Origin of the sequence: Streptomyces sp. NBC_01433, assembly GCF_026340105.1 — a bacterium.
In the GTDB taxonomy this organism is placed as follows: domain Bacteria; phylum Actinomycetota; class Actinomycetes; order Streptomycetales; family Streptomycetaceae; genus Streptomyces.
The window spans coordinates 2,967,542-2,982,327 of sequence record NZ_JAPEPM010000001.1 but is presented as its reverse complement, the minus strand read 5'-3'; the positions used below and the strand labels follow the sequence as shown (position 1 = coordinate 2,982,327).

The 14,786-nt window shown below is 70.7% G+C and carries 12 protein-coding genes; 5 read left to right on the top strand and 7 right to left on the bottom strand.

The genetic code is table 11. The features are described 5' to 3' along the window. Positions 1 to 50: 50 nt before the first annotated feature. The 5 genes from ftsH to dacB all read right to left on the bottom strand — a co-directional run bounded on the left by ftsH (position 51) and on the right by dacB (position 6,939). Complete coding sequence (gene ftsH, locus OG413_RS13435; protein ID WP_266805403.1) at positions 51 to 2,108, bottom strand: ATP-dependent zinc metalloprotease FtsH; 2,058 nt, start codon at positions 2,106 to 2,108, stop codon at positions 51 to 53. Positions 2,109 to 2,319: 211 nt separating this feature from the next. Beyond that, the gene (gene hpt, locus OG413_RS13430; protein WP_073719669.1) at positions 2,320 to 2,859 is read right to left on the bottom strand and encodes a hypoxanthine phosphoribosyltransferase; all 540 of its coding nucleotides are present in this window, start codon (positions 2,857 to 2,859) and stop codon (positions 2,320 to 2,322) included. 99 nt (positions 2,860 to 2,958) lie between these two features. Further along, positions 2,959 to 4,068, bottom strand: coding sequence for a tRNA lysidine(34) synthetase TilS (gene tilS / locus OG413_RS13425; RefSeq protein WP_266805402.1), 1,110 nt, complete (start codon positions 4,066 to 4,068; stop codon positions 2,959 to 2,961). Positions 4,069 to 4,253: 185 nt separating this feature from the next. Beyond that, positions 4,254 to 5,390 carry a zinc-dependent metalloprotease gene (locus OG413_RS13420; RefSeq protein WP_266805400.1) on the bottom strand — a complete coding sequence of 379 codons (1,137 nt, stop codon included), beginning with the start codon at positions 5,388 to 5,390 and terminating at the stop codon, positions 4,254 to 4,256. Between the two features lie 49 nt (positions 5,391 to 5,439). Further along, the gene (gene dacB / locus OG413_RS13415; RefSeq protein ID WP_266805398.1) at positions 5,440 to 6,939 is read right to left on the bottom strand and encodes a D-alanyl-D-alanine carboxypeptidase/D-alanyl-D-alanine-endopeptidase; all 1,500 of its coding nucleotides are present in this window, start codon (positions 6,937 to 6,939) and stop codon (positions 5,440 to 5,442) included. Positions 6,940 to 7,025: 86 nt separating this feature from the next. Between dacB and OG413_RS13410 the strand changes: the two genes are divergently transcribed. Next, the gene (locus tag OG413_RS13410) at positions 7,026 to 7,520 is read left to right on the top strand and encodes an inorganic diphosphatase (protein WP_003968257.1); all 495 of its coding nucleotides are present in this window, start codon (positions 7,026 to 7,028) and stop codon (positions 7,518 to 7,520) included. Positions 7,521 to 7,735: 215 nt separating this feature from the next. Beyond that, positions 7,736 to 9,466: a threonine/serine exporter ThrE family protein gene (locus OG413_RS13405; protein WP_266805397.1), complete on the top strand. Its 1,731-nt coding sequence runs from the start codon at positions 7,736 to 7,738 to the stop codon at positions 9,464 to 9,466. A gap of 93 nt (positions 9,467 to 9,559) precedes the next feature. Here the strand turns inward: OG413_RS13405 and OG413_RS13400 are convergent, their stop codons facing one another. After that, entirely contained in the window at positions 9,560 to 10,273 is a 714-nt protein-coding gene (locus OG413_RS13400; RefSeq protein ID WP_266805396.1) for a DedA family protein, read from the bottom strand. A 146-nt stretch (positions 10,274 to 10,419) separates the two neighbouring features. On the opposite strand from OG413_RS13400, the gene OG413_RS13395 reads away from it, so the two are divergent. The 3 genes from OG413_RS13395 (at position 10,420) to OG413_RS13385 (ending at position 13,863) form a co-directional block, all read left to right on the top strand. Continuing rightward, complete coding sequence (locus OG413_RS13395; protein ID WP_266805394.1) at positions 10,420 to 10,785, top strand: YbjQ family protein; 366 nt, start codon at positions 10,420 to 10,422, stop codon at positions 10,783 to 10,785. A gap of 133 nt (positions 10,786 to 10,918) precedes the next feature. After that, positions 10,919 to 12,199, top strand: a complete 1,281-nt coding sequence (locus OG413_RS13390; protein WP_266805392.1) for an ion channel protein — start codon at positions 10,919 to 10,921, stop codon at positions 12,197 to 12,199. A gap of 236 nt (positions 12,200 to 12,435) precedes the next feature. Next, on the top strand, positions 12,436 to 13,863 hold the full coding sequence (locus OG413_RS13385) for a glutamate decarboxylase (RefSeq protein WP_266805391.1): 1,428 nt from the start codon (positions 12,436 to 12,438) through the stop codon (positions 13,861 to 13,863). Between the two features lie 76 nt (positions 13,864 to 13,939). Here OG413_RS13385 and OG413_RS13380 read toward each other — a convergent pair whose 3' ends face one another. Next, complete coding sequence (locus OG413_RS13380; protein WP_266810117.1) at positions 13,940 to 14,686, bottom strand: ABC transporter permease; 747 nt, start codon at positions 14,684 to 14,686, stop codon at positions 13,940 to 13,942. Positions 14,687 to 14,786 lie beyond the last annotated feature (100 nt).

The following is a 14,786-nucleotide window of genomic DNA, read 5'->3' as shown; positions in this document are numbered from 1 at the left end:
GGCCCGGTGGGACTCCCGTGACAGGGGCCACACCGAGGTCGGTACGGGGGCTAGCTCTCCGGACGCTCTTCCGGTGTCGCCTCGGTGGACGGGGCGGCATCCTTCGTCAGGTCCGTCGGGGCGATCTCCGCCGGAGTGGCCGAACCATTGGCGGTGGAGGCGCCATTGGTGAGGGCCAGCTCCTTCGGCGAGAGCACCGGCGGCCGCGTCGACGGGGTACGCCGGGCGGAACCGGTCCACGCCGGGCGGGCCGGGCGCTTCACGATCGGGGCGAAGATCTCGGCGATCTGCTCCTTGCCGAGCGTCTCCTTCTCAAGGAGTTCGAGCACGAGGGCGTCGAGGATGTCGCGATTCTCTACGAGGATCTCCCACGCGTCGTTGTGCGCGGTCTCGATGAGCTTCTTGACCTCTTCGTCGACGAGCGCCGCGACCTCTTCCGAGTAGTCGCGCTGGTGACCCAGCTCCCGGCCCACGAAGGGCTCGGTGTTGTCGCCGCCGAACTTGATCGCGCCGAGCCGCTCCGTCATGCCGTACTGCGTGACCATCGCGCGGGCCGTGGCACTGGCCTTCTCGATGTCGTTCGCGGCACCGGTGGTCGGGTCGTGGAAGACCAGCTCCTCGGCAGCGCGCCCGCCCAGCATGTAAGCGAGCTGGTCGAGCATCTCGTTGCGCGTCGTGGAGTACTTGTCCTCTTCCGGGAGCACCATCGTGTAACCGAGGGCACGGCCGCGGGAGAGGATCGTGATCTTGTGGACCGGGTCCGACTGGGGAGAAGCCGCCGCGACCAGGGCGTGGCCGCCCTCGTGGTACGCGGTGATCTTCTTTTCCCGCTCGGACATGATCCGGGTCCGCTTCTGCGGGCCCGCCACGACGCGGTCGATGGCCTCGTCGAGCATGCTGTTGTCGATCAGCGTCTTGTTGCTGCGCGCCGTGAGGAGCGCGGCCTCGTTCAGCACGTTCGCCAGGTCGGCACCGGTGAAGCCGGGCGTGCGGCGGGCGACGGCGCCGAGATCGACGTCCTTCGCTACCGGCTTGCCCTTCTGGTGCACCTTGAGGATTTCGAGACGGCCCAGCATGTCCGGACGGTCGACCGCGATCTGCCGGTCGAAACGTCCCGGACGCAGCAGCGCCGGGTCGAGGATGTCCGGCCGGTTCGTGGCGGCGATCAGGATGACGCCGCCCTTCACGTCGAAGCCGTCCATCTCGACGAGCAGCTGGTTGAGGGTCTGCTCGCGCTCGTCGTGACCGCCGCCCATGCCCGCACCGCGGTGCCGGCCGACAGCGTCGATCTCGTCGACGAAGACGATCGCCGGGGCGTTCGCCTTGGCCTGCTCGAAGAGGTCACGCACTCGGGAGGCACCGACACCGACGAACATCTCGACGAAGTCGGAACCGGAGATCGAGTAGAACGGCACGCCCGCCTCGCCCGCGACGGCGCGAGCGAGCAGCGTCTTGCCCGTACCGGGCGGCCCGTACAGCAGGACACCCTTGGGGATCTTGGCGCCGACGGCCTGGAACTTCGCCGGCTCCTGCAGGAACTCCTTGATCTCGTGGAGCTCCTCGACAGCCTCGTCGGACCCCGCCACATCGGCGAACGTCGTCTTCGGGGTGTCCTTGGTGATCAGCTTGGCCTTGGACTTGCCGAACTGCATGACCTTGGATCCGCCGCCCTGCATCTGATTCATCAGAAACAGGAAGACGACCACGATCAGGACGAAGGGCAGCAGCGAGAGGAGGATCGAGACGAACGGGGACTGCTTCGACGGCGAGACGGTGTAACCCTTCTCGATGTCACCGCTCTCGAACTTCTTCTGCAGCGTGTCGGCAAGCTCGACACCCTGGTTGCCGATGTAGCTCGCCTGGAACTTGCTGCCGGACTCGCCGTCGAGCTTCTGGCCGCCCTTCAGCTCAATCTTGAGAATCTGTTCGTCACCGGTGGTCAGCTTGGCCTGCTCCACCTGGTCCTTGCTGATCGCCTGGATCACCTTGCCGGTGTCCACCGTCTTATAGCCGCCAGACGAGCCGACGACCTGCATCAACACGACCACGGCGAGGACGGCCAGCACGATCCACATGACCGGCCCACGGAAGTATCGCTTCACGTCCATCCATACGGAGCGAAGACGCCCCGTCCCTCCTGCCCGTAGGTAAATGCTGCTGTGAGATAAAGACTGTTCTTCGGACGGTACCCCAGCATTGTCACCTGCGACCGCCGGGGACGTCTGACAAACCCGCTTTCGAAGCCTTCAACGGCGGGAAAACAGTGAGGGTTCCCCAGAGTTCGGCCCGGTTCGGGCCCGTTCGGGGCCCTGCGGGGTGTCAGCCGCCGTAGACGTGCGGGGCGAGCGTGCCGACGAACGGAAGGTTGCGGTACTTCTCCGCGTAGTCCAGTCCGTAGCCGACGACGAACTCGTTGGGGATGTCGAAACCGATCCACTTCACATCGATCGCGACCTTCGCGGCATCCGGCTTGCGCAGCAGGGTGCAGACCTCAAGGGTGGCCGGCTCCCGGGAGCCCAGGTTGGACAGCAGCCAGGACAGCGTCAGACCCGAGTCGATGATGTCCTCGACGATCAGGACGTGCTTGCCCTTGATGTCGGTGTCCAGGTCCTTGAGGATCCGGACGACGCCGGAGGACTGGGTGCCCGCGCCGTACGAGGAGACGGCCATCCAGTCCATCGTGACGGGGGTGGACAGCGCGCGCGCCAGGTCCGCCATCACCATCACCGCGCCCTTGAGCACGCCGACGATGAGCAGGTCCTTGCCCGCGTACTCCGCGTCGATCTTCGCGGCCAGCTCGACGAGCTTCGCGTCGATCTCTTCCTTGGTGAGGAGCACCGACTGAAGGTCGGTACCCATGTCCTTCTCGTTCACCCGCGTCTCTTTCTTCGCCTGCCGGACCCGGGGCGCACCCCGGACCGGCCCGGCTGTTTCGCCTGCTCTTCAGCCGCTTGCGCTTCAGCTCTGCCGAATCACCAGTCTGCCACCCTGCCGTCGGGCTTCGACGCGGCCGGGCAGGTTGATGGCCCGCTGGCCGCGCCAGCCGGTGATCAGGCGGTCGACTTCCTCGATGTGCCGGGCGAACAGCGAACCGGCCGGCGCCCCGGCGTCGAGCACGGCCCGGCGCAGCACCCGGCGGCGTACCGCGGGCGGCAGGACGTAGAGCTTGGCGCACTCCAGCCGGCCGTCGTCGTCGCGTACGGAGGTCTCGGCCTCGGCGGCCCAGGTGTCGAGGGCGTCGGCGTCGTCGCGGGAGAGCTGGGCCGTACGGGCGAGGGCTTCGACGACGCCCTTGCCGAGCGCCTTCTCCAGGGCGGGCAGGCCCTCGTGGCGCAGCCGGGAGCGGGTGTAGGCGGGGTCGATGTTGTGCGGGTCGTCCCAGACGGGGAGGGACTGGACCAGGCACGCCTTGCGGGCGGTCTGCCGGTCGAGCTGGAGGAAGGGGCGGCGGTAGCGGCCGGCCGGCCCGGACGCGGCGGCCATCCCGGAGAGCGAGCGGATCCCGGAGCCGCGGGCGAGGCCGAGCAGAACCGTCTCCGCCTGGTCGTCGCGGGTGTGGCCGAGGAGGACGGCGGCCGCACCGTGGCGCTCGGCGGCGGCGTCCAGGGCGGCGTAGCGGGCATCGCGGGCGGCGGCCTCGGGACCGCCGTCACGGCCGACGTCCACGGCGACGGACTCGACCGGGTCGAGGTCCATGGCGGCGAGCCTGGCGACGACCTCGGCGGCGCGCAGGTCGGAACCCGGCTGGAGGTTGTGGTCGACGGTGATGCCGCCGGCCCGGACGGAGAGCTTGCGGGACTCGAAGGCGAGGGCGGAGGCCAGCGCCATGGAGTCGGCGCCGCCGGAGCAGGCGACGAGCACGAGGGGGGTGTCGGGCCGTTCGGGGAGTGCGGCGCGGTGGCTGCCCGCACCGGCTTCGGCGAACCGGGCGCGTTCGGCGAGCGGGGACTGCCGGGCCTGTTCCGGGTGCCGGTCGTGGTCGGAGTGCCGGTTGTAGTCGGTGAGTACGTCGTGGAGTACGCGGCGGACCGCCAGGCGTATCGCCGCGACCGCAGGATGGGGACCCATGTCCGGTGCCCTTCAGGGAGTTGGGGGGTGCGTCGAGCGCCGGAACGGGTGCGTTCCGTCACTCAGAGTGCGTCGATGGTGACAGAGCCAAGCTGTCCATCGAGCATTGCACGCCTTCCCATGCCCCTATGGTCCCTCGGATGGGTGATTGGCGGGCCATTCCGCGGTCGTCGGGCGGTGCGGGATCACGACTCTGCCTTACGGTGCACCCGCGCGACCCAGTCCGCCGGCTTGGCGATCTCCGCCTTGGTCGGCAGGGTGTTCGGTGAGGTCCAGACCCGGTTGAAGCCGTCCATACCGACCTCGCCGACCACGGACCGGACGAACTTCTCGCCGTCGCGGTACTGCCGCAGCTTGGCGTCGAGGCCCAGGAGCTTGCGCAGGGCCAGGTCGAGGCGGCCCGCCCCGTTCGCCCTGCGCTGCTGGAACTTCTCGCGGATCTCGCCGACGGAGCCGACCACCTCGGGGCCGACACCGTCCATCACGAAGTCCGCGTGCCCTTCGAGCAGCGACATCACGGCGGTGAGACGGCCGAGGGTCTCGCGCTGACCGGGCGTCTGCACGATCTCGACGAGACTGCGTCCGCCCTCCTCGCCCTGCTCGCCCTCGGGGCGGCTGCCGCCGGACAGGGACTGGGCGGCCTCGCGCAGCCGCTCCAGGACGGTCACCGGGTCGACGTCGGTCTCGTCGAGGAACGACTGGATCTCGCCCCGCAGATGGTCGCGGAGCCAGGGCACACCGGTGAACTGGGTGCGGTGGGTCTCCTCGTGGAGGGCCACCCAGAGCCTGAAGTCGTGCGGGTCGACGTCCAGTTCGCGCTCGACGTGGACGATGTTGGGGGCGACCAGCAGCAGTCGGCCGCCGCCGGTCGCGGAGCCGGGCAGTTCACGGGTGGCCGGGGCGAACGTCTCGTACTGGCCGAGGATGCGGGAGGCCAGGAACGACAGCAGCATGCCCAGTTCGACGCCGGTCACCTTGCCGCCGACCGCGCCGAGGACGGCACCGCCGGGGCCGCCGCCGCGCCGGTCCTGCATCTTCTCCAGGAGGGGACGGAGCAGCTCGCGGAAGCCCGCGACGTTGGCCTTGATCCAGCCCGCCCGGTCCACGACCAGGACGGGGGTGTCCTCCGGCTGGGTCCCTTCCGGAATCATCCGGGTGAACCCGCGTACGTGTTCCTCCGAGGCCCTGGCATGCCGGCGCAGCTCCGCGACGACGGCGCGGGCCTCCTCGCGGCTGATGTCGGGGCCCGGCCGCACAAGTCGGGTCGCGGTCGCGACCGCGAGTTTCCAGTCGACCATCTCGGCACCACCGATGCTCGTCATGCGCCAACCGTACGTGAGGCGGGCGCGCGGTGGTGGGGTGTCGCACCGCTCATCGGGTCTTCCCGGTGAGCGCGGTGGCCAGGGCGTCGAGGGCCGGCTCGGCCTCGGCGGCGGACGGGGTGCCCGACGCCAGGAAGGCGAACGCGAGGAGCCGCCCCTGGTGGTCGAGGACCGTTCCGGCGAGGGCGTTGACGCCGGTGAGGGTGCCGGTCTTGGCGCGGATCACGCCGGTGCCGCGGTCGGTCGCGGAGTAGCGGTTGCCGAGCGTGCCGCTGAAACCCGCCACCGGGAGGCCGGTGAGGACGGGGCGGAGTTCGGGGTGGTCCGGGTCGGCGGCACGGGCCAGCAGGGCGGCGAGGAGTCCCGCGGTGACCCTGTCGGCGCGGTCGAGGCCGCTGCCGTCGGCGAGGCGGGCGCCGGTCACCGGCATCTTCAGCCTCTTGAGCTGCGCGGTGACGGCGCGCCGGGAGCCCTTGAAGTCGGCCGGTTCGCCCGCCGCGAGGGCGGTCTGCCGGGCGAGGGCCTCGGCGATGTCGTTGTCGCTGTTGGTCAGGGCCCGTTCGACGAGGGAGGACAGCGGGGCGGAGCGATGGGTGGCCACCGGCTCGGACGCGGCGGCCGGGCGCCCGGCACGGGGGGCGGACTTCGTCGCGACCCCGCCGTCGTCGAGATACCCGGCGAAGGCGCGCGCGGCGTCCCCGGCCGGGTCGGTGGTGCGCGGGGCCGGGCCGCGGTCGGTGCTGTCGAGCCGGCCCTCGTTGACCATCAGGGCGCTGACGGGGGCGATGTTCTCGTTGGGGCCGATGGGGTGCAGGGCGGGCCCGGAGTAACGGGAGGTGTCGTACGCCAGCTTGACGGAGGTGACGCCCTTCGCGCGCAGGGCCCGCACCGTGTCGGCGGCCAGCGCGCGCAGGGCGGCCTTGTCGAGCGTGGGATCGCCGCCGCCGACGAGGGTGAGGGTGCGCGCGTCGGGCGACGCCCGGACCGTCGTGGCGATGCGGTGGTCGGGGCCGAGGGCGGAGAGCGCGGCGGCCGCGGTGGCGATCTTGACGGTGGAGGCCGGGGTCATGGGGGTGGTGGCGCCGTGTCCGTACAGCTGCTTGCCGGTGGCCGTGTCGATCACGACGGCGGTGCTGCGGGTGCCGAGCGCGGGGGTGTCGAGCAGCTGGGCGAGGGTCTCCGGAAGACCGGACGCGCCCTCGGGGGCCGAACGGGGGACGGTGGAGCCGAGCGCGCCGAGCACGGCGGGCGCGCTGGGGGCGGGGTCCGCGCCGCCGGGCGTGGTCCGGCCGTGATGTGCGCCACCTGTACGATCCCCGACGGCGGCCCGGTCCCGCTCGGCCTTACGCTGACCGGAGTCCCAGGGACCGGCGGCGATGACGGCGCCGGCCGCGACGACCAGGCCGAGCACCGCGGAGCCTGCGACGAGCGGCCAGTTGTCCGACCCGAGTGTTCTCTTCGGGTCTTTCAGCTTGTCCTTCAGCGTGTCTTTGAGCCTGCCCCATTTGTTCAACGGCTGGATCGAGGGTCTTTCCACCGGCTCGGCCACCGTTGACCAGCCCCTTTCGCGAGCACACTTCTGCGTGGGGGACACTTAATCACCAGTCGTATGTGTTGATCATGGAGGAGCCACCCGTGGAGTTCGACGTCACCATCGAGATCCCGAAGGGTTCGCGGAACAAGTACGAGGTGGACCACGAGACCGGTCGGATCCGTCTGGACCGTCGACTCTTCACCTCGACCAGCTACCCCGCCGACTACGGATTCGTCGAGAACACCCTGGGCGAGGACGGCGACCCGCTGGACGCGCTGGTCATCCTGGACGAGCCGACCTTCCCCGGCTGCCTCATCAAGTGCCGCGCCATCGGCATGTTCCGTATGACGGACGAGGCCGGCGGCGACGACAAGCTGCTGTGTGTCCCGGCGTCCGACCCCCGGGTGGAGCACCTGCGCGACATCCACCACGTGTCGGAGTTCGACCGCCTGGAGATCCAGCACTTCTTCGAGGTCTACAAGGACCTGGAGCCCGGCAAGTCGGTCGAGGGTGCCGACTGGGTCGGCCGCGCCGAGGCGGAGGCCGAGATCGAGGCTTCGTACAAGCGTCTTGAGGCCCAGGGCGGCGCGCACTGACGTAGCTCTTCCGGTTCCGTTTGTGAGCCGGACGGCCGTACGGGAACGGGCGGCACACCCACGTGGGTGTGCCGCCCGTTTCGTGTGTGTCCGCCGTGTGTGCCCGCGGTGCGTGCCTGTTTCGCGCGCGGGCTGTCTCCGGTGCGCGCCCATGTCCGCGGCCATACTGGGCACACGAGCCGCCGAGGGTGTGCAGCGACGAGGAGCGAGGTCGAGTGGTGGCGGAACCGGGCGGTCCTGAGGACCAGAAGCCCCAGTCCGACGAGGCGCGCAGCGCCTTCGTCCCGCCTGCCGGGACCGGCCGGCCCGCCTCCCCGTCCGAGGACGACCAGCCGACGTCGGAATTCGCCGTTCCGCCCGGTCTGCATTCCGATGCGCCGGGGGGTTCCGGACCGGGTTCCGGTTCCGGTTCCGGGGGTGGCTCGGGCGGCGGGCCGGGAAGCGGCTCGAACTCCGACACGCTGAGTTCCGCCTTCGCCCCGCCCCTGACCTACAGCGCCCAGCATTCGCCGCCCGCGTTCACCCCGGCGCAGGGCATCCCAATGATCCGGCTGACCAAGGAAGCCCCCTGGCAGGACCGGATGCGCACGATGCTGCGGATGCCGGTGACCGAACGCCCGGCCCCCGAGAGCGTGCAGCGGACCGACGACGCGGGCCCCGCCGTGCCACGCGTGCTCGACCTGACGCTGCGTATCGGGGAACTGCTGCTGGCGGGCGGTGAGGGCGCCGAGGACGTCGAGGCGGCGATGTTCGCGGTGACGCGTTCGTACGGTCTCGACCGGTGCGAGCCGACCGTCACCTTCACCCTGCTGTCCATCTCGCACCAGCCGTCGCTGGTCGAGGACCCGGTGACGGCGAGCCGCACCGTACGCCGCCGGGGCACCGACTACACCCGGCTGGCCGCGGTGTTCCGGCTCATCGACGACATCGCCACGGAAGAGATCGACGTCTCGCTGGAGGAGGCGTACCGGCGCCTCGCGGAGATCCGCCGCAACCGGCACCCGTACCCGGGCTGGGTGCTGACGGCCGCCGCCGGGCTGCTCGCCGGTTCGGCATCGGTCCTGGTCGGCGGTGGTGTGCTGGTCTTCATCGTGGCGGCGGCCGGTGCGATGCTCGGGGACCGGCTGGCCTGGCTCTGCGCCGGGCGCGGGCTGCCGGAGTTCTACCAGTTCATGGTCGCGGCCATGCCGCCCGCCGCGATGGGCGTCGCGCTGACCCTGACCCATTCGACGGACGTCCGCCCGTCCGCGGTGATCACCGGTGGGCTGTTCGCGCTGCTGCCGGGGCGGGCGCTGGTCGCCGGTGTGCAGGACGGCCTGACCGGCTACTACATCACCGCGGCGGCCCGGCTGCTCGAAGTCATGTACTTCTTCATCGGCATCGTCACCGGGGTGCTGCTGATCCTCTATCTGGGGGTCCAGTTGGGCGTCGGGCTGAATCCGGAAGCGCGGTTCGTGCCCAACGACCGGCCGGTGCTGCAGATCCTGGCGTCGATGGCCCTCAGCCTGGCGTTCGCCGTCCTGCTCCAGCAGGAACGATCCACCGTGCTCGCGGTGACCCTCAACGGGGGCGTGGCCTGGATCATCTACGGGGCTATGGCCCGCACCGGCGGCATCTCGGCGGTGGCGGCCACAGCGGTGGCGGCCGGTCTGGTGGGCCTGTTCGGGCAGCTGTTCTCGCGCTACCGGTACACGTCCTCGCTGCCGTTCATCACGGCGGCCATCGGGCCGCTGCTGCCCGGTTCGGCGACGTACTTCGGGCTGCTGGGTGTGGCGCAGGGCGAGTTGGACACCGGGCTGGCCTCGCTGTCGACGGCGGTGGCGACCGCGCTGGCCATCGCGATCGGCGTGAACCTGGGGAGCGAGATCTCCCGGCTGTTCATGCGGGTACCGGGCGCGGTCGACGGCGCGAACCGCCGTGCGGCCAAGCGGACGCGCGGCTTCTGATACGCGTGACACGTGGCTCCCGTACGCGGACGGCGCCCCCTCCGGTGTCTGAGGGGGCGCCGTGCGTGGTGCGTCGTGCGTGGTGCGGGAGGCTCAGCGCTTGGCGTGACGGCCGCGGCCGCCGGAGGACGGGCTCCCGCCCGCCGACGGACCGCCGTCGCCGTCCTGCTGCTCCCGGGCGGCCTTCTTCGACTTGCTGCGGGCGCGCAGGACCTCGATCACGATCGGCACCACCGAGATCAGCACGATCAGGATGAGGATCAGCTCGATGTGCGCGTGCACGAAGTCGATCTTGCCGAGCATGGCGCCGAGCAGCGTGACGCCGACGCCCCAGAGGATGCCGCCGATGATGTTGTACGTGATGAACGAGCGGTAGTTCATCCGGCTCACACCGGCGATGATCGGCGTGAAGGTCCGCACGATGGGCACGAAGCGGGCCAGGACCAGCGACTTCGGACCGTACTTCTCGAAGAAGTCGTGGGCCTTCTCCACGTTCTCCTGCTTGAAGAGGCGGGAGTCGGGGCGCTTGAAGAGGGACGGGCCCACCTTGCGGCCGAAGAGATAGCCGACCTGGTCGCCGATGATCGCTGCCAGCGCCACCAGGGTGCAGACCAGCCAGAGCGGGTACTTCAGATCGCCCGTGGTCACCAGCAGGCCCGTGGTGAACAGCAGGGAGTCGCCGGGGAGGAAGAAGCCGATCAGCAGTCCGGACTCGGCGAAGACGATGAGGAGGAGGCCGGGAAGTCCGAAGGTGTTGAGCAGATAGTCCGGGTCCAGCCAGCTCGGGCCGAGCGCAAGCGTATTCAAGGGTCCGGGCTCCAGGATCGTTCGATGGCGGCTGCGTGGCCGCCCCAAGCTATCAACGCCCGGACACCGCTCCGGGTTCCAGTAGCGCCCGCGAAAATGCGCACCGTACGAACCGGGGCAAAGCTGTCCTCAGGAGGTGCCAACCCATGGGCATTGAGGATTACGGCGGCGGACAGACGGCCCAGGCCGACGTCCTGGTCGTCACGACGAACGACGTACCCGGCTATCAGGTCACCCAGGTGATCGGCGAAGTGTTCGGGCTGACCGTGCGCTCCCGCCACCTCGGCAGCCAGATCGGTGCCGGGCTGAAGTCGATGATCGGCGGCGAGCTGAAGGGGCTGACCAAGACCCTGGTCGAGACCCGCAACCAGGCGATGGAACGGCTCGTCGAGCAGGCGAAGGCGCGCGGCGCGAACGCGGTGCTGATGATGCGGTTCGACGTCACCGAGGCGGCCGACGTGGGCACGGAGGTGTGCGCGTACGGCACGGCGGCGGTGATCAGCAAGACCTAGCCCGGCCGGGGGCGGCGGGGTGGCCGGGCGCGGCGGGTTGCGGCTCGGGGGCGGCGGGCCGGGGAGTTCGCCCCGTGGCCGCACACGCGCCGACTTCGGCTATATGTGGCTTATACGCCGTTATGGTGACCCGATGGCCCCCGACTCCGCCGCCCCCACGCTCCCCGCGCCCACCCCCGCCCGGCGGCTGCTGCCGGTCGTTCTGCCCGCGCTGGTCGTGGGCGTGGTCTCCGCGCTCATTCTGCTCGGCGTCAGCCTCCTCGCGGAGCAGCTCCAGGACGTGCTCTGGAAGACCCTTCCCGACGCGCTCGGCGTCGGCCGGTACTCCTCGCTGTGGATGATCGTGATGCTCACCGCGACCGGCCTCGCGGTCGGCCTGGTCGTGCACACCGTGCACGGCCGCGGCGGACCCGACCCGGCCACCACCGGCCTGGTCGACGCCCCCATGGCGCCCGGCGTCATCCCCGGACTGCTCCTGGTGACCGTGCTGGCCCTGGCGGGCGGGGTGAGCCTGGGGCCGGAGAACCCGATCACCGCCGCCAACATCGCGCTCGCCTTCTGGCTCGGCCGCCGCGCCGCGCCCGGCGCGCCGGCCGAGCTGTGGGTCTCGCTCGCCGCGGCGGGCACCATCGGCGCCCTGTTCGGCACCCCGGTCGCCGCGGCCCTGATCCTCTCCGAGACCCTCGCCACGCGCCCCGGCCCGGGGGCGCTCTGGGACAAGCTCTTCGCCCCGCTCGCGGCGGGTGCGGCCGGGGCGTTGACCATGACGTTGATCGACCACCCGAGCTTCGACCTGTCGCTCCCGGACTTCGCGCATCCGGGGTGGGGCGACCTGCTCGCCTCCCTGGTGATCGCCTCGGCGGGAGCGCTGCTCGGTCTGGTGGCGGTGTACGTCTTCCCCGTGGCGCACCGGGCGTTCAGGGCCCTGAGGCACCCGGTCCTCGCGCTGACCGTCGGCGGGCTGCTGCTGGGGCTGCTGGGCGCGCTGGGCGGGCACCTCACCCTCTTCAAGGGGCTCGAAGAGGTGAAGGAGCTCGCCGCGGACCCGGACGGGTGGTCGGCCGGTGGTTTCGCGGTGATGGCGGTGGTGAAGACGGCCGCCCTGGTGATCGCGGCGACCTGCGGCTTCCGGGGCGGCCGGATCTTCCCGGCCGTCTTCGTGGGGGTGGCGCTCGGACTCTGTGCCCATGCGCTGGTCGAAGCGGTGCCGCCCGCCCTCGCGGTGTCCTGCGCGGTGCTGGGCGTCCTGCTCGCCATCACCCGGCAGGGCTGGCTGAGCCTGTTCACGGCAGCGGTGCTCGTCAGCGACATGGCCGTACTTCCCCTGCTCTGCGTGGCCACGCTGCCCGCCTGGCTGCTGGTGACCGGGCGACCCCAGATGCAGCTGCACGAGGACGGCACGCCGCTGCGGTGAGGGGACGCGCGCGCGAGGCCGGCGCCCTTCGTGGGTGCTGACAGGGCCCGGTGTCCGGCGCGCCGGTTGTGCGCGATGTCCGTATCGTCGCCTTCATATCGTTACGCCCGGCTTCATCGCCGACGCGGTTCGACGGAGGTCTCCGCATGCCCACGCCCGTCCACGTCGCCGTCATCGGGTTCACCCGGGCCATCACATCCGGCCCCGCCGCCGAGAACTGAGAAGGGTGCGACACCATGGCGCTCCACCGAGGTGCCCATCCACACCAGGACGAACCCACCGAGGAGCGGCGCAGGCTCGCCCTCAACCCGTTCTTCGGCGAGGCCGACCCGGCGGCGGGGATGGAGTTCGCGCCGCCCCGGCACCGGCTGCCGGACGGGCCGCTGCCGCCCTCGACGGCGTACCGGCTCGTCCATGACGAGCTGATGCTCGACGGCAACTCCCGCCTCAACCTGGCCACGTTCGTCACCACCTGGATGGAACCCCAGGCCGGGGTGCTGATGGGCGAGTGCCGGGACAAGAACATGATCGACAAGGACGAGTACCCGCGCACCGCCGAGCTGGAACGGCGTTGTGTGGCGATGCTCGCCGATCTGTGGAACGCCCCCGATCCGGTGGCGACCGTGGGGTGTTCGACCACCGGGTCGAGCGAGGCGTGCATGCTCGCCGGGCTGGCGCTGAAACGGCGCTGGGCGAACCGGAACGCCGACCGCTACCCGGCCACCGCGCGGCCCAATCTGGTGATGGGCGTCAATGTGCAGGTCTGCTGGGAGAAGTTCTGCACGTTCTGGGAGGTCGAGGCGCGACAGGTACCGATGGAGGGCGGCCGGTTCCATCTGGACCCGCAGGCCGCGGCGGAGCTGTGCGACGAGAACACCATCGGGGTCGTCGGCATCCTCGGCTCCACGTTCGACGGCTCCTACGAGCCGATCGCGGAGCTGTGCGCGGCGCTGGACGATCTTCAGGAGCGTACGGGGCTCGACATCCCGGTCCATGTGGACGGGGCGTCCGGGGCGATGGTGGCGCCGTTCCTGGACGAGGACGTGGTGTGGGACTTCCGGCTCCCCCGGGTGGCGTCCATCAACACGTCCGGGCACAAGTACGGGCTCGTCTACCCCGGGGTCGGCTGGGCGCTGTGGCGTTCGGCCGCCGAGCTGCCGGAGGAGCTGGTCTTCCGGGTCAACTATCTGGGCGGCGACATGCCGACCTTCGCGCTGAACTTCTCCCGGCCGGGGGCGCAGGTGGTGGCGCAGTACTACACGTTCCTGCGGCTGGGCCGGGAGGGCTACCGGGCCGTCCAGCAGGCGTCACGGGATGTCGCGAGCGGCCTCGCCCGCGCGATCGAGGAGCTGGGGGACTTCCGGCTCCTGACCCGGGGGGACGAGCTGCCGGTGTTCGCCTTCACGACGACTTCGGAGGTCAGTGCGTACGACGTGTTCGACGTGTCGCGGCGGCTGCGGGAGCACGGGTGGCTGGTGCCCGCGTACACGTTCCCCGCCAACCGGCAGGATCTGTCGGTCCTGCGGGTGGTGTGCCGCAACGGGTTCTCGGCGGATCTGGCGGAGCTTCTGGTGGAGGATCTACGGGTGCTGCTTCCGGAACTCCGTACACAGCGGCACCCGTTGAGTCACGACCGGCCGGTGCCCACGTCGTTCCATCACTGAGGAGCGCCGCCGGTGGCCGGGCTCCGGTTCCGGCCACCGGACGCGCCGCGGTTCAGCGGTTCAGCGGTTCAGCGGTTCAGCGGTTCAGCCGACTGAACCTCCGTACCGCCAGCGGGAAGAACACCGCGACCAGCGCCACCGGCCAGAGCACCGCCAGGAGTTCGGCGTGGCCGGCCGCCCAGGAGCCGGTCGCGCCGCCCGGATTGCCGAACAGGTCGCGTACCGCCGTGGCCGTCGCGGACATGGGGTTCCACTCGACCACGGCGCCCAGCCACCTCGGCATCGACTCCGGCGTCGCGAAGACGTTGGAGAGGAAGCCCACCGGCCAGACCAGGATCTGCACCGCCTGCACCATCTCCGGCCGGCCCGCCACCATCGCCAGCTGGATGCCGACCCACAGCATCGCGAACCTCAGCAGGAGCAGCAGCCCCACCGCCCCCAGTGCCGCGCCGAGTCCGTTGTGCCAGCGCCAGCCGACCGCGTAGCCGACGCCGATCATCACGGCCAGGGCCGCCACCGACTGGAGCATGTCCGCGACGCTCCGGCCGACCAGCACCGCGCCCGAGACCATCGGCATCGAGCGGAACCGGTCGATGACCCCCTTGCCCAGGTCCTGGGTGACCGCGAGCATCGTCGCCTCCAGGCCGAAGGCCATGGTGAGCGCGAGCATGCCGGGCACCAGGAACTCGGTGGTGTCGCCCTCGACGCCCCGGCCGCCGCCGACCAGGTAGTTGAACATCAGGAGCAGCATCACCGGGAAGACCAGGCCCACGACCACCTGGACCGGCTGCCGCGCCCAGTGCGCCAGTTCGCGCCGGGTCATCGTCCAGGAGTCGGCCAACGCCCAGCCGAGCCCGGCGAAGCCTGACGAGCCCGTACCCGAGGAGTTCCTGCCGGACGAGCCCGTACCCGAGGAGCCCGTA

What these genes read in the sequence shown, in the direction of transcription:
- ftsH (WP_266805403.1), bottom strand. Translation starts at nt 2,108, where the DNA reads ATGGACGTGAAGCGATACTTCCGTGGGCCGGTCATGTGGATCGTGCTG.
- hpt (WP_073719669.1), bottom strand. Translation starts at nt 2,859, where the DNA reads ATGGGTACCGACCTTCAGTCGGTGCTCCTCACCAAGGAAGAGATCGAC.
- tilS (WP_266805402.1), bottom strand. Translation starts at nt 4,068, where the DNA reads ATGGGTCCCCATCCTGCGGTCGCGGCGATACGCCTGGCGGTCCGCCGC.
- OG413_RS13420 (WP_266805400.1), bottom strand. Translation starts at nt 5,390, where the DNA reads ATGACGAGCATCGGTGGTGCCGAGATGGTCGACTGGAAACTCGCGGTC.
- OG413_RS13395 (WP_266805394.1), top strand. Translation starts at nt 10,420, where the DNA reads ATGGGCATTGAGGATTACGGCGGCGGACAGACGGCCCAGGCCGACGTC.
- OG413_RS13390 (WP_266805392.1), top strand. Translation starts at nt 10,919, where the DNA reads ATGGCCCCCGACTCCGCCGCCCCCACGCTCCCCGCGCCCACCCCCGCC.
- OG413_RS13385 (WP_266805391.1), top strand. Translation starts at nt 12,436, where the DNA reads ATGGCGCTCCACCGAGGTGCCCATCCACACCAGGACGAACCCACCGAG.
- OG413_RS13380 (WP_266810117.1), bottom strand. Translation starts at nt 14,686, where the DNA reads ATGACCCGGCGCGAACTGGCGCACTGGGCGCGGCAGCCGGTCCAGGTG.